The organism is Allobosea sp. CS1GBMeth4, from assembly GCF_900185715.1.
In the GTDB taxonomy this organism is placed as follows: Bacteria; Pseudomonadota; Alphaproteobacteria; order Rhizobiales; family Beijerinckiaceae; genus Allobosea.
Window position 1 is genome coordinate 127,966 of sequence record NZ_FYAS01000011.1, and the last position, 12,928, is coordinate 140,893.

The 12,928-nt window shown below is 69.7% G+C and carries 13 protein-coding genes; 1 reads left to right on the plus strand and 12 read right to left on the minus strand.

The window, feature by feature from the left end; translation table 11 throughout:
• Positions 1–8 precede the first annotated feature (8 nt).
• The 8 genes from trpD to CS1GBM4_RS06340 all read right to left on the minus strand — a co-directional run bounded on the left by trpD (position 9) and on the right by CS1GBM4_RS06340 (position 7,188).
• Positions 9–1,022 carry an anthranilate phosphoribosyltransferase gene (gene trpD, locus CS1GBM4_RS06305; RefSeq protein ID WP_186417845.1) on the minus strand — a complete coding sequence of 338 codons (1,014 nt, stop codon included), beginning with the start codon at positions 1,020–1,022 and terminating at the stop codon, positions 9–11.
• Between the two features lie 14 nt (positions 1,023–1,036).
• Entirely contained in the window at positions 1,037–1,696 is a 660-nt protein-coding gene (locus tag CS1GBM4_RS06310; RefSeq protein ID WP_244607082.1) for an aminodeoxychorismate/anthranilate synthase component II, read from the minus strand.
• Between the two features lie 90 nt (positions 1,697–1,786).
• Positions 1,787–2,323 carry a DUF1579 domain-containing protein gene (locus CS1GBM4_RS06315; protein ID WP_244607083.1) on the minus strand — a complete coding sequence of 179 codons (537 nt, stop codon included), beginning with the start codon at positions 2,321–2,323 and terminating at the stop codon, positions 1,787–1,789.
• A 52-nt stretch (positions 2,324–2,375) separates the two neighbouring features.
• Positions 2,376–2,927 (minus strand): SRPBCC family protein, encoded by a 552-nt coding sequence (locus CS1GBM4_RS06320; protein ID WP_186417846.1) that lies wholly within the window; start codon positions 2,925–2,927, stop codon positions 2,376–2,378.
• A 148-nt stretch (positions 2,928–3,075) separates the two neighbouring features.
• The gene (locus CS1GBM4_RS06325) at positions 3,076–4,338 is read right to left on the minus strand and encodes an RNA polymerase sigma factor (protein WP_186417847.1); all 1,263 of its coding nucleotides are present in this window, start codon (positions 4,336–4,338) and stop codon (positions 3,076–3,078) included.
• 2 nt (positions 4,339–4,340) lie between these two features.
• The gene (locus CS1GBM4_RS06330) at positions 4,341–4,706 is read right to left on the minus strand and encodes a YciI family protein (protein WP_186417848.1); all 366 of its coding nucleotides are present in this window, start codon (positions 4,704–4,706) and stop codon (positions 4,341–4,343) included.
• A gap of 221 nt (positions 4,707–4,927) precedes the next feature.
• Positions 4,928–5,962: an aldo/keto reductase gene (locus CS1GBM4_RS06335; RefSeq protein ID WP_186417849.1), complete on the minus strand. Its 1,035-nt coding sequence runs from the start codon at positions 5,960–5,962 to the stop codon at positions 4,928–4,930.
• A 38-nt stretch (positions 5,963–6,000) separates the two neighbouring features.
• Complete coding sequence (locus CS1GBM4_RS06340; protein ID WP_186417850.1) at positions 6,001–7,188, minus strand: MFS transporter; 1,188 nt, start codon at positions 7,186–7,188, stop codon at positions 6,001–6,003.
• A gap of 98 nt (positions 7,189–7,286) precedes the next feature.
• Here CS1GBM4_RS06340 and CS1GBM4_RS06345 point away from each other — a divergent pair, with 98 nt between their 5' ends.
• On the plus strand, positions 7,287–8,201 hold the full coding sequence (locus tag CS1GBM4_RS06345; RefSeq protein WP_186417851.1) for a LysR family transcriptional regulator: 915 nt from the start codon (positions 7,287–7,289) through the stop codon (positions 8,199–8,201).
• A 232-nt stretch (positions 8,202–8,433) separates the two neighbouring features.
• Here CS1GBM4_RS06345 and CS1GBM4_RS06350 read toward each other — a convergent pair whose 3' ends face one another.
• The 4 genes from CS1GBM4_RS06350 to trpE form a co-directional block, all read right to left on the minus strand.
• Positions 8,434–9,228, minus strand: a complete 795-nt coding sequence (locus CS1GBM4_RS06350; protein ID WP_186417852.1) for an ABC transporter ATP-binding protein — start codon at positions 9,226–9,228, stop codon at positions 8,434–8,436.
• On the minus strand, positions 9,225–10,148 hold the full coding sequence (locus CS1GBM4_RS06355; RefSeq protein WP_186417853.1) for an ABC transporter permease: 924 nt from the start codon (positions 10,146–10,148) through the stop codon (positions 9,225–9,227). Before CS1GBM4_RS06355 ends, CS1GBM4_RS06350 begins: the two co-directional genes overlap by 4 nt.
• A 77-nt stretch (positions 10,149–10,225) precedes the next feature.
• Positions 10,226–11,200, minus strand: coding sequence for an ABC transporter substrate-binding protein (locus CS1GBM4_RS06360; protein WP_186417854.1), 975 nt, complete (start codon positions 11,198–11,200; stop codon positions 10,226–10,228).
• A 209-nt stretch (positions 11,201–11,409) separates the two neighbouring features.
• Positions 11,410–12,924: an anthranilate synthase component I gene (trpE, locus tag CS1GBM4_RS06365; protein WP_186417855.1), complete on the minus strand. Its 1,515-nt coding sequence runs from the start codon at positions 12,922–12,924 to the stop codon at positions 11,410–11,412.
• Between the last annotated feature and the right edge of the window lie 4 nt (positions 12,925–12,928).

Sequence of the window (12,928 nt, forward strand, 5' to 3'; positions counted from 1 at the left end):
GAACCGCCTCACGCATTGGAGCTGGCGACCAGGGTCGCGAGCGCGGCCCTGGCCTTGCCATTGTCCAGCACCGCATAGGCCTGCGCCAGCCCCTCGCCGAGCGCAGCCGCCCTGCCGGCGACGACGAGCGCCGCGGCGGCGTTGAAGGCGGCGATGTCGCGGAAGGCGTTCTTCGCGCCGCCGAGCACGTCCTGCAGCGCCTGGGCATTCTGCGCCGGCTCGCCTCCGCGCAGGTCCTCGGGCTTCGCGCGGGCGATGCCGACATCCTCGGGCGCGATGGTGAAGCTCTCGATCCTGCCGTCCCTGAGCGCGACGACGCGGGTCGGACCGGTGGTGGTGATCTCGTCGAGCCCGTCGGAGCCGTGCACGGCCCAGATCGTCTCCGAGCCGAGCGATCGCAGCACCTCGACCATGGGTTCGAGCCAGGTCTCGGAGAAGGCGCCGATCAGCTGCCGCCTGACGCCGGCCGGGTTCGAGAGCGGGCCGACCAGGTTGAAGATGGTGCGGGTGCCGAGCTCGGTGCGCACCGGCGCGACATGGCGCATCGAGGCGTGGTGGGCCGGCGCGAACATGAAGCCGACGCCGGCCTGTGCGATGCAGCGCTCGATGCCGGCCGGCTCCAGCCCGACCTTGACGCCGAGCGCGGTCAGCACGTCGGCGGCGCCGGAGCGCGAGGAGGCGGCGCGGTTGCCGTGCTTGGCGACCGGCACGCCGCAGGCGGCGACGATGATCGAGGCCAGCGTCGAGACATTGTAGGAGCCCGAGGCGTCGCCGCCGGTGCCGACGATGTCGATGGCGTCGGCCGGGGCCTCGACCGGGAGCATGCGCGCCCGCATCGCGCTGACGGCGCCGGCGATCTCCTCGGTGGTCTCGCCGCGCACGCGCAGCGCCATCAGGAAGGCGGCCGCCTGGGCGTTGGTGACCTCGCCGGAGAGCATGGCCTCGAATGCGTCGCGGGCCTCCTCGCGCGACAGCGAGGCGCCGGTCGCGACCTTGGCGATGAAGGGTTTGAAGTCGTCCATGGGAACTCGATCGATCAGGCTGTCGCGGAAAGGGCGGCTTTGTCGGATTGGCGCGACCATCGCTCGGCGAGATCGAGGAAATTGCGCAGGATCGTCGCCCCATGCTCCGAGGCGATGCTCTCGGGGTGGAACTGCACCCCATGCACCGGCAGCTCGCGATGCGACAGCGCCATGATCAGCCCGTCGCCGGATTCGGCCTCGATCGACAGTTCGGCCGGGCAGCTTTCCCTGCGGACGACGAGCGAGTGATAGCGGGTCGCCTCGAACGGGCCGTTGATGCCGTGGAACAGGCCGCGCGCCCGGTGCGTGATGGTCGAGACCTTGCCATGCATCGGCAGGGGCGCGCGCACCACCTCGCCGCCGAAGACCTGGCCGATCGTCTGCAGGCCGAGACAGACGCCGAAGATCGGCTTCCTGTCGGCGCCGCGGCGCACGAGATCGAGGCAGATGCCGGCCTCGTTCGGGGTGCAGGGACCGGGCGAGAGCACGATCGCGTCGTGATCGCCCGCGAGGGCATCCTCGACCGAGAGCGTGTCGTTGCGGCGCACGTCGACCCCGGCCCCCAGCCCGCCGATCAGGTGGACCAGGTTCCAGGTGAAGCTGTCGTAATTGTCGATCAGCAGGATGCGCATCGCCTCGAGGCCGTCCCCAACCCGGTTCTCAGGGCTGCACATGCCCCCGAACGCGCGCGCGGGTCAAGCGCGAGGGCGCGGAGCTGTCGCTCCGCGCCCTCGACAGCTCGTCGTCGATATCGACGAACGAGGTTACTTCACGCGGCGATAATGCGCCGTCATGAACTGGGCCCACTCGCCGTCCTCGCCCCTGGCGCGCGAGGACAGGACGTGATGGTCCGGACCCTTGATCTCGAGGATATCCTGATAGGCCGCGGTCTTGCCGGGCCTGGTGAAGTCGGGCCCCTCGGTGTCGAGCGTCAGCACCGCGCCCGAGGCGTCGCGCGTGCCGCTGTAGACCCATTGATTGCTCATCATCGAGCCGATGAAGGAGCCGACATAGCGCTCCTTCTGCGGGTCGTAGCCGAGCGTCATGCGGGTGGTGGCCGGGCTGCCGTCCGGCATGGTGCCGGCGCCGTCGCCGACGATCCAGAGCCCGCCGAAGGACGAGAAGGACTGGGTGCCGGTCGACTTCATCGGCGGCTGGTCGGGACCCATCAGGCATTCGGCCTCATAGGTCCAGTCGCCGACGAGCTGATGCAGCCATTCGTGTTCTGCCTGGGGCTTGGCCGGCATGCAGCCGGTCATGTCGCCGGCCTGCGGCTTGTCGAGTTCCGCTGCGTTGGTCATGGCTTTCCTCCTTTGCTTGCTGCTCTTGAACGGACTGTCGAACGCGCTGCGGTCAGGCTGCGGCAGCAACCAGCTGCGGCCGTTCGGCCGCCTGCCTGAGGGCGGCGAGGCCCTGCTCGAAATCGCGGCCGACCATGCGGTCCATGTTGAAGATCGTGCCCATCAGCTTGCCGATGAACGGGGCGGACCCCTGCATGCGCCAGGTCACCAGCGTGCCGCCTTCGCTCGCGGCGAGGGTGAAGGTGATCCGGTTGCTGCAGGCCATCGGCCGGGTCATGTCGAGCGTCACGGCGAGCTTCGTCGGCGCCTCGACCTCGACGATGGCGAGCTCGCCGCTGCCGACCTGGCCGTTGCCGTCGAAGGCGTAGACCGCGCCGACCCCGGAGGTCGCGCCGTTGAAGCTGCGCTTCATCGCCGGGTCCTTCTTCTCATAGGGCGACCAGGCGCCCCATTCGCGGAAATCGGCGAGCAGGGCGAAGATCCGCTCCGGCGTCGCCCGGATGGTCGCGGAGCGGCTGACCTCGAAGACTTCGGGCTTGCGTGCGGCGACAATGAGGACGCCGGCGACGATGGCGAGCACGGCGATGGCGATAAGGGCGAGCATGGCTTTACTCCTCGCGGGCGCTTCGGGGCGGTTTCCGCCCGTCCGCTGCAAGGACGTTCGCATCCCGGGCCATCCGACAGGCGTCTGGAAAATTTTTTCGCGCCGTCGCCCGCCGGCTGTCGGTTGGCCTCGTGGTCTTCGTCGCGGTTCAGCCGGCGACGGCCTGGCCGCTCTCGCGCATCAGCCGGTCGATGTGCTGGCGGATATGGGCGGCTTCGCTGGCCGAGCCCGCGAGCGCGATGGCGCGGTCGAAGGCGGTGCGCGCCTCCTGGCCGCGGCCGAGCTGCATCAGCAGCCCGCCCTTGAGGCCGAAGAAGTGGAAATAGCCCGCGAGCGGCTGCTCCAGCGGCTCCACCATCGCCAGGGCGGCCTGCGGCCCGCGCAGCTTGGCGACCGCGACGGCGCGATTGAGCGTGATCACCGGCGAGGGCTGCATGTGCTCCAGCGTGGCGTAGAGCAGGTCGATCTGGCCCCAGTCGGTCTCGTCCGGGTGCGCGGCGCGGGCATGGACGCCGGCGATGGCGGCCTGGAGCTGGTAGGGGCCGGGCCGGCGATGGCGCATCGCCTTGTCGACCAGCGCCAACCCCTCGGCGATCGCCGCGCCATCCCAGAGCGAGCGATCCTGGTCTTCGAGCAGGACGATCTGGCCGTCGGCGTCGAGCCTCGCCGGGGCGCGGGCATGCTGCAGCAGCATCAGCGCCAGCAATCCCATGATCTCCGGCTCGGTCCGGAACAGGCGCAGCAGCAACCGCGTGAGCCTGATCGCCTCCTCGCTGAAGGGGCGGCGGCGATCGGCCTCGGCCCCGCTCGCCGAGTAGCCCTCGTTGAAGACGAGATAGAGCATCGCCGCCACGGCGGCGAGGCGCTCGGCCCGCTCGACCGGGCCGGGCGTCTCGAAGGGCACGTCGGCGGCGGCGACCCGGGCCTTGGCGCGAGTGATGCGCTGCTCCATCGCGCTCTCGCCGACGAGGAAGGCGCGGGCGATCTGCTTGACGCTGAGGCCCGAGACGATACGCAGCGCCAATGCGACCTGTTGTGTCGCCGGTAGGTCGGGGTGGCAGCAGATGAACAGCAGGCGCAGGATGTCGTCGCGGTAATGGCCGCCGTCGAGCCGCTCGGCGACCTCGCTCTCGGCGTCGCCGAGATCGGAGAGCTTGTCCTCGTCCGGCAGAGCCTCCTGCTTCTTCTGCCGCCTGACCTGGTCGAGCGCGACATTGCGGCCGACGAAGATCAGCCAGGCGGCGGGATCGCGCGGCGGGCCGTTCTGCGGCCAGGTCCGCAGCGCCCTGAGGCAGGCCTCCTGATAGGCCTCCTCGGCGATATCGAGATCGCGGAAATAGCGCAGCAGGGCGCTGACCGCCTGGGGGCGGGCCGAGGTCAGCGCCGCATGGATCCAGGCGATCTCGGCCATGATCAGACCCCGGCCGGATAGTAGACGGCGAGCGGGCGGATCTCGAAAGCGCCGCCCGGATTGGCCTCGCCGAGCTCGCGCGCGATGCCGAGCGCCTCGTCGAGATCGGCGACGTCGACGATGTAGAAGCCGAGGAACTGCTCCTTGGTCTCGGCGAAGGGGCCGTCGAGGATGAGCGGCGGGTCGCGGTCCTTGCGCAACGTGGTCGCGGCCGTGGTCGGCAGCAGCCGCGCGACCGGGCCGAGCTTGCCCTCCCCGGCGAGGCGCTGGCGCACCTTTTCGAGGCGCCCCATGACCTCGTCGTTCTGCTCCTTCGTCCAGGCCGTGACGACCTCTTCGGAGTGATAGCAAAGGATGGCGTAATGCATGCGCAGCGCTCCGGTTCAGGCCAAGGACGTTCGGCCGGGCCGGCAGCCGACAGGGCCGGGCGGAAAAAATCAAGCGGCGTCGACCTTCGTTCCAACCGAGTCATCCCGGGCGGGCGAATCCCGACCCGTGACCATGCCTGAGCCTATCGACGAAGGGCCAGGCATGGATCCCGGATCTCCGCTCCGCTGCGTCCGGGATGACCGAAGACCGGTTTGGCGTATCACACCGCCGGCGGGTTGAGCCGGGCGAAGCCGTCCTGGCGATGATAGGGGAAGGCCGGGTAGGGCGGCACCGTCGCGCTCACGGCGTCCAGCCGGGCGATCTGCTCCTTGTCCAGGGTCCAGCCGATCGCACCGAGATTGTCGCGCAATTGCGTCTCGTTGCGTGCGCCGATGATCACGGAGGCGACGCTCGGGCGCTGCAGCAGCCAGTTGATCGCGAGCTGCGGCACGGTCCTGCCGGTCTCCTCGGCGAGATCGTCGAGCACGTCGACGACGGCGTAGAGCTTTTCGTCGTCGACCGGCGGGCCGAAATCAGCGGTCTGGTGCAGGCGGCTGCCCTCCGGCAGCGGCTGGCCGCGCCTGATCCTGCCGGTGAGCCGGCCCCAGCCGAGCGGGCTCCAGACGAGCGCCCCGACGCCCTGGTCGAGGCCGAGCGGCATCAGGTCGAACTCGTAGTCGCGGCCGACCAGCGAATAATAGACCTGATGGGCGACATAGCGCGGGAAGCCATGCTTCTCGGCGAGCGCGAGCGACTTCATCAATTGCCAGCCGGCGAAGTTGGAGACGCCGACCTGGCGGACCTTGCCGGCGCGAACCAGCGCGTCGAGCGTCGAGAGCACCTCTTCGACCGGCGTGAAGGCGTCGAAGGCGTGGAGCTGGAGCAGGTCGATATGATCGCTGCCGAGCCGGCGCAGCGCAGCCTCGGTGCCGTCGATCAGGCGACTGCGCGAGGAGCCGGCCTCGTTCGGGCCATCGCCCATCGGCAGGCTCAGCTTGGTCGAGATCAGGACCTTGTCGCGCCGGCCCTTGATCGCGGCGCCGAGCACCTCCTCGGAGGCGCCGTTCGAATAGACGTCGGCGGTGTCGAACAGGGTGACGCCGGCCTCGAGGCAGATGTCGACGAGGCGGGTCGCCTCCCTGGCGTCGCTGGTGCCCCAGGCACCGAAGAGCGGGCCCTGGCCGCCGAAGGTGCCGGCGCCGAAGCTGAGGGCGGGAACCTTGAGGCCGGAGCGGCCGAGATATCTGTAGTCCATGATTGAATTCCTTCTCCGAAGCCGTTGCGAATCCTTGCTTATGAACAGGAGGCGGGAACGGTCTGGAGCGCTACCCGCCCGCGCTTGTCGAGGCGCAGGCTGATCAGCGCCAGCGCGAGGCTCGCCAGCGGCACCAGGGCGGCGACCCAGGTCACCGCGGCGAGCCCCGGCCCATGGTCGATGGTGACGCCGCCGAGCCAGGCGCCGAGGGCATTGCCGAGATTGAAGGCGGCGATGTTGAGGCTTGAGGCGAGGTTGCGCCCGGCGGGGCCGGCCTTGTCGAGCACGCGCATCTGCAAGGGCGCGACGGTGGCGAAGGCGGCGGCGCCGATCAGGCCGACGAAGATCGTGACCGCGACCGGCGAGCGCAGCGTCGCCGTCATGGCGAAGAGGACGATCGACAGGGCGGCGGTGGTCGCGAGCAGGGCGACGGGCAGGTTGCGGTCGGCGAGCTTGCCGCCGAGCATGTTGCCGACGATGAGGCCGAGGCCGAACAGCAGCAGGATCGGCGAGACCGCCTCCTGCGGAAAGCCGGTGATCTCGACCAGGATCGGCTGGATATAGGTGAAGACCGCAAAGACGCCGCCGAAGCCGAGCACGGTCATGGCGAGGCCGAGCAGGACCTGCGGGTCGGTGAGCGTCGCGAGTTCCCGACGCAGCGGGGCGACCTCCACGGCGCCTCTGTCGGCCGGGACGAAGCGGGCCAGCACCAGCATGGCGACGACGCCGATCGCGGCGATGGTCCAGAAGGTGGCGCGCCAGCCGAAATGCAGGCCGAGCCAGGCGCCGGCGGGAACGCCGAGCAGGGTCGCGATTGTGAGGCCGGTGAACATCACGGCGATGGCCGAGGCCTTCCTGTCCTCGGGGACGAGGCTGGTCGCGACGACCGAGCCGACGCCGAAGAAAGTGCCGTGCGCGAGCGAGGTGACGATGCGGGCCGCCATCAGCAGGCCGTAGCTCGGCGCCAGCGCGCAGGCGATGTTGCCGAGGGTGAAGATGGCCATCAGCAGGATCAGCACCTGCTTGCGCGGCAGCTTGCGGGTGGCGAGCGTGAGCACGGGCGCGCCGACGAAGACGCCGAGCGCATAGCCGGAAATCAGGAGACCGGCCGTCGCGACCGAGACCTGCAGGTCGCCGGCGACCTGCAGCAACAGGCCCATGATGACGAATTCGGTGGTGCCGATGCCGAAGGCACCGGCGGTGAGGGCATAGACGGCAATGGGCATGGCAGGCTCCGCGCCAGAGGTGGAGCCTGCCAGATGGTGCAATGCAGCGGATTGAACTAGAATGCCGTCCGTAACATCACTTGTGACTTGAGTTCACCATGGCAGCCCTGCTCAGCAACCGCTCCGGCGAGATGGAGGTGTTCGCGGCCGTGGTCGAGCGCGGCGGCTTCTCCGCCGCCGCCAAGGTCTTCGGCCTGAGCCCGTCGGCGGTCAGCAAGCTGGTGACGCGGCTGGAGGCCCGGCTCGGCGCCCGGCTGGTCAACCGCTCGACGCGCAAGCTGCAATTGACCGCGGAGGGCCAGGCCTTCCACCAGCGTTGCGTCACCATCCTCTCCGACATCGCCGAGGCGGAATGCGAGGCGGCGGCCGGGCGGGCGCCGCGCGGGCGGGTGCGCGTCAATGCGAACGTCGCCTTCGGCAACCATGTGCTGCTGCCGCTGGTGCCGGCCTTCCTGGCCGAGCATCCCGAGCTCTCGCTCGATCTCGTCCTGACCGACCAGGTCGTCGATCTGCTGGAGGAGCGGGCCGACATCGCGATCCGGGTCGCGCCCGGCCCCCTGCGAGGCAACCAGCTGATGGCGCGCAAGATCGGCGAGAGCGGCGTCGCCGTCATCGCGTCGCCCGCTTATCTCGCCCGCCATGGCGAGCCGAAGACGCCGGCCGAGCTCGAGAAGCACAATCTGATCGGCTTCAATTTCGCCCGCTCGGTCGAGGGCTGGCCCTTCCGAGTCGACGGCGAGCTGACCTCGGTCGCAGCGGTCGGCAATCTTCTGGTCGGCGATGGCGAGATCGCGCGCCAGCTCGCCGTCGCCGGCATCGGCCTCGCAAGGCTCGGGCGCTTCCATGTCGAGGCCGAGATCGCCGCAGGCCGGCTCGTCACGGTGCTCGACGACTTCAACCCCGGCGACACCGAGGCGATCCACGCCGTCTATCTCGGGCAGGGCGGCTTCGTGCCGGCACGGATGCGCGCCTTCATCGATTTCCTGGCACGGAATGTGAAGATCCGGGCCTGAGCTTATCCGCTGTCATTCCGGGGCAGGCCGGAGGCCTGAGCCCGGAAACCATGAACACCGCTGTTTCCGTCATGGTCGGGCTTGTCCCGACCATCCACGTCTTCCTTCGCGCAATGCGGTGTTCAAGACATGGATGCTCGCCACAAGGGCGAGCATGACGAACTGGAACAGCGTCGTGGTCATGGGTTCCGAGCTCGCCGCTTTGCGGCGCCCTGGAATGACGGATGAAGCCTCAGCTCAGCAGCAGGCTGTCGTCGGAGAGCTCCTCGCCGCGGACCTGCTTGAACAGGCGTAAGAGGTCCGGCACGTCCATCGCCTTGCGGCGCTCGCCGGCGATGTCGAAGACGATCTTGCCCTCGTGCAGCATCACGGTGCGGCTGCCATGGTCGAGCGCGTCGCGCATCGAATGGGTGACCATCAGCGCGGTCAGCTTCTGTTCCTCGACGATGCGCCGGGTCAGGTCGAGCACGAAGGCCGCCGTGCGCGGGTCGAGCGCGGCGGTATGCTCGTCGAGCAGCAGGGTCCTGGTGCCCGCCAGCGTCGACATCAAGAGGCTGACCGCCTGGCGCTGCCCGCCCGATAGCAGGCCCATGGAATCGCCGAGACGGTTCTCGAGGCCGAGCCCCAGCATCGCCAGCCTGTCCCGAAACAGGGCCCGACGTGGCTTGTCGAGCGCTGCGCCGAGGCCGCGGGCGCGGCCGCGCGCCTGCGCCAGCGCCATGTTCTCCTCGATGGTCAGGCGCTCGCAGGTACCGGCCATCGGGTCCTGGAAGACGCGCGCGATCAGGCTGGCCCGCTTCGGCGTCGGCCAGCGGGTCACGTCGATACCGTCGACTTCGACCGTGCCGCGCTCGGCCCTCGCGTCGCCGCTGAGGACGTTGAGCAGGGTCGACTTGCCGGCGCCGTTCGAGCCGATGACGGTGATGAACTCGCCGTCGGCGACGCTCAGATCGAGGCCGCGCAGCGCCCGGTTCTCCAGCGGCGTGCCGCGGCCGAAAGTGACATGGACGTCCCGGACGCTGATCATGGTGCGCTCCGCCTGAAGATTCCGCGCAGCGGATTGGCGACGCTCGGCAGCATGAGCGCGATGCCGACCAGCACGGCCGTGACGAGGTTGAGGTCCGAAGCGCGCAGCCCGAGCCAGCCGGCATTCAGGGCCAGCGCGATGGCGAGCCGGTAGGCGATGGCACCGATCAGGCAGGAGAACACGGCGACGACGATCGAGCGCGAGCGGAAGATCGTTTCGCCGAGGATGACGGCGGCGAGGCCGGCGATGATGGTGCCGGTGCCGATGCTGACATCGGCGAAGCCGGCCGTCTGCGCGAACAGGGCGCCGGCGAGCGCGACGAGGCCGTTGGAGAGGGCGACGCCGACATAGATGTGCATGTCGGTGCGGATGCCCTGCGCCCGCGCCATGCGCGGATTGGCGCCGGTCGCGCGCATGGCGAGGCCGAACTCGGTCTTGAGGAAACGGGCGAGCAGGGCGCCGATCACGACGACGATGATCAGCAAGGCGAGCACGCGCAGGGTCGGGCGGCCGGGCAGCCCGAGGGCGGCGACGAGCGGATTCAGCCAGGCGAAGAGGTCGATCACCGTCGGCCGGTTCATCAGCGGGATGTTGGGCACGCCCATCACCCGCAGATTGATCGAGAACAGCGCGGTCATCGTGAGGATGCCGGCGAGGAGATGCAGGATGGCGAAGCGGATGTTGAGCCAGGCGGTGACGGTGCCGGCGAGGCAGCCGGCGACGATCGCCGCCAGCGTGGCGAAGACGGGGTTGACGCCGCCCGCGATCATCGCCGCCGCGACGGCGGCGCCGAGCGGCAAGGTGCCGTCGACCGTGAGGTCGGGAAAGTCGAGCACGCGGAAGGTGATGTAGACGCCGAGCGCCACGAGAGCGAACACCAGTCCGATCTCGATGGCGCCCAGGGTGGCGATGAGGCTCATCGGTCGCCCTGCTTGTTCTGGTCTGGAATGGGGAGGCGGCCGGTCGCGGCGGTGCGGGACACCGCCGCGCTGTCAGGTCAGTTGATCACCTGCTTGGCGCGGGCCTGCACGGCGGCCGGGATCGTCACGCCCATGGCGGCGGCGGCCTTGGCGTTGACGACGAGATTGCTGCCGCTGGCGTTCCTGACCGGGATCGTGCCGGGCTTCTCGCCCTTGAGGACGCGCACGACGACCGCGCCGGTCTCGACGCCGACCTGGAAATAGTCGAAGCCGATCGAGGCGACCGAGCCCTTCTGCACCGACTCGGTGTCGCCGGTGAAGACCGGCAGCTTGTTGTCGGCGCCGACGGCGAGCACGGTGCCGAGCGCCGAGATGATGGTGTTGTCGGTCGGCAGGTAGATGGCGTCGACCTTGCCGACCAGGTTCTGCGCGGCGGCGGAGACATCGGCGGTGCGGCCGGCCGAAGCCTCGACGATCTGCAGGTTGCGGGCCGGCGCCAGCGCCTTGACCGCGTTGAGCAGCGCGACGCTGTTGGCCTCGCCGGGATTGTAGACGACGCCGATCTTCCTGGCGGAGGGGACCAGCTCCTTGATCAGGTCGAACTGGGCTTCCAGCGGCGAGAAATCCGAGATGCCGGTGACGTTGCCGCCGGGCGCCTGGCGGTCCTTGACGATCTGGGCGGCGACAGGGTCGGTGACGGCGGTGAACACCACGGGAATCGTCTGCGTCGCCGTCACCACCGCCTGGGCGGACGGCGTGGCGATCGCGACGATCACGTTCGGGTTCTCGCCGGCGAATTTCTGGGCGATCTGCGCCGCCGTCGCCGGCGAGCCCTGCGCCGATTCATAGCGGAAGGTGAGGTTGGCGCCGTCCTTGTAGCCGGCCTCCTCCAGCGCCTTCCTGACGCCGTCGCGGGCGGCATCGAGCGCCGGGTGCTCGACGATCGCGGTGACGGCGACCGTCACCTTCTGGGCCTGCTGCGCGAATGCGGCCGTTCCGGCCAGGAGCGCCAGAGCGAGACCGCTGCCGATCGTGGTTGCGCGCAAACGCATGTTTCCCTCTCCATCGGTTACCGGGCCCTGCCCGGGGCCAGCGTCGACATCCGCGGGCGTCAGGGGCGATCGTGACTGATGCCTTGGCCGTCCCGGGCGAGCTCAGGGCGCGGCGATCTCGGCTGCCGCCACTATGCGCGGGCGGATGCGGCGCGCAAGGGAGCAGGCGGCATGCGCCCACGGAGCCTGCGCATGCGAGGCGCGCGGGATCACTGCCCCCGCCGGCTGCGGGCGGCGAAGCGTACGGCTTCCTCGGCCGCTTTGAACAGCGCCTTGGCCTTGTTGATGCATTCGAGCTGCTCGGAGGCGGGGTTCGAATCGTAGACGATGCCGGCGCCGGCCTGTACCTGCATGCGGCCGTCCTGGACGACCGCGGTACGCAGGACGATGCAGGTGTCCATCTCGCCATTGGCGCCGAAATAGCCGATGCAGCCGCCATAGGCGCCGCGCCCGTCCTTCTCCAGCTCGTCGATGATCTCCATGGCGCGCACCTTGGGCGCGCCGGAGACGGTGCCCGCCGGGAAGCCGGCGGCGAGTGCCGAAAGCGCGTCGTGCTCGCCGGAGATGCGTCCCTCGACGTTCGAGACGATGTGCATCACCTGGCTGTAGCGCTCGATGAAGAAGGAATCGGTGACGCCGACGCTGCCGATCTCCGCGACCCGGCCGACATCGTTGCGGCCGAGATCGAGCAGCATCAGGTGCTCGGCCCGCTCCTTCGGGTCGGCCAGCAGCTCCTCGGCGAGGGCGGCGTCGGCGGCGGGCGTCGCGCCGCGCGGCCGCGTGCCGGCGATGGGCCGGATCGTGACCTTGCCCTCGCGCAGCCGCACCAGAATCTCGGGACTGGAGCAGACGATCTGAAAGCGCTCGAAATCGAGATAGCAGAGGAAGGGCGCCGGATTGACGCGCCGCAGCGCCCGGTAGAGCGCGAAGGGCGGCAGCGCGAACGGGGCCTCGAAACGCTGCGAGAGCACGACCTGGAAGATGTCGCCGGCGCGGACATAGTCCTGCGCCTGCGCGACCATGGCGTGGAACTCGGCCTCGCTGGTGTTGGAGACCGGCTCCGGATGCGGGATGGCGGCGACGTCGATGCCGGCTTCGGCGGGCAGGGGGCCTTCGAGCGCGGCCACGACCGCGTCGAGCCGCTCCCTGGCCTGCTCATGAGCCACACGGGCCGAAAGGCCGGCCTGCGGGCGCACAGGCGTCACCACGGTGATCTCGTCGCGGATGGAATCGAACACCACCATCAGCGTCGGCCGCGTCAGGATCGCGTCGGGCACGCCAGGTCCGGTCGCCTTCGGCTCCGGCAGGCGCTCCATCAGCCGCACCATGTCGTAGCCGAGATAGCCGAAGACGCCGGCGGCCATCGGCGGCAGGCCGTCGCGATCGGGGATCGCGCTCTCGGCGAGCAGGGCGCGCAGCGAGTCGAAGGCCGGGCGGGGATCGGCGACGAAGTCCGCCCCCCGCGCCGGCTGGCACAGCGAGGCCTGCCCGCGATGGCAGCGCCAGATCAGGTCCGGGTCGAGCCCGATCATCGAATAGCGGCCGCGCACGGCGCCGCCCTCGACGGATTCGAGCAGGAAGGCGGGGCCGCGATGGGTCTGGCGCAGCTTGAGGAAGGCCGCCACCGGCGTCTCGCAATCGCCGACCAGCGAGAGCGTCAGCAATTGCGGCTCGCCCGCCGCGTAGGTGGCGGCGAAACGGGCGAAGTCGGCGGCCGGATCCATGCGC

Bases quoted from the DNA above. Each gene is read 5' to 3' on its own strand.
- CS1GBM4_RS06355 (WP_186417853.1), bottom strand. From the start codon at position 10,148: ATGAGCCTCATCGCCACCCTGGGCGCCATCGAGATCGGACTGGTGTTC.
- CS1GBM4_RS06340 (WP_186417850.1), bottom strand. From the start codon at position 7,188: ATGCCCATTGCCGTCTATGCCCTCACCGCCGGTGCCTTCGGCATCGGC.
- CS1GBM4_RS06325 (WP_186417847.1), bottom strand. From the start codon at position 4,338: ATGGCCGAGATCGCCTGGATCCATGCGGCGCTGACCTCGGCCCGCCCC.
- CS1GBM4_RS06345 (WP_186417851.1), top strand. From the start codon at position 7,287: ATGGCAGCCCTGCTCAGCAACCGCTCCGGCGAGATGGAGGTGTTCGCG.
- CS1GBM4_RS06315 (WP_244607083.1), bottom strand. From the start codon at position 2,323: ATGACCAACGCAGCGGAACTCGACAAGCCGCAGGCCGGCGACATGACC.
- trpE (WP_186417855.1), bottom strand. From the start codon at position 12,924: ATGGATCCGGCCGCCGACTTCGCCCGTTTCGCCGCCACCTACGCGGCG.
- CS1GBM4_RS06360 (WP_186417854.1), bottom strand. From the start codon at position 11,200: ATGCGTTTGCGCGCAACCACGATCGGCAGCGGTCTCGCTCTGGCGCTC.
- CS1GBM4_RS06335 (WP_186417849.1), bottom strand. From the start codon at position 5,962: ATGGACTACAGATATCTCGGCCGCTCCGGCCTCAAGGTTCCCGCCCTC.
- CS1GBM4_RS06330 (WP_186417848.1), bottom strand. From the start codon at position 4,706: ATGCATTACGCCATCCTTTGCTATCACTCCGAAGAGGTCGTCACGGCC.
- CS1GBM4_RS06320 (WP_186417846.1), bottom strand. From the start codon at position 2,927: ATGCTCGCCCTTATCGCCATCGCCGTGCTCGCCATCGTCGCCGGCGTC.
- CS1GBM4_RS06310 (WP_244607082.1), bottom strand. From the start codon at position 1,696: ATGTGCAGCCCTGAGAACCGGGTTGGGGACGGCCTCGAGGCGATGCGC.
- trpD (WP_186417845.1), bottom strand. From the start codon at position 1,022: ATGGACGACTTCAAACCCTTCATCGCCAAGGTCGCGACCGGCGCCTCG.
- CS1GBM4_RS06350 (WP_186417852.1), bottom strand. From the start codon at position 9,228: ATGATCAGCGTCCGGGACGTCCATGTCACTTTCGGCCGCGGCACGCCG.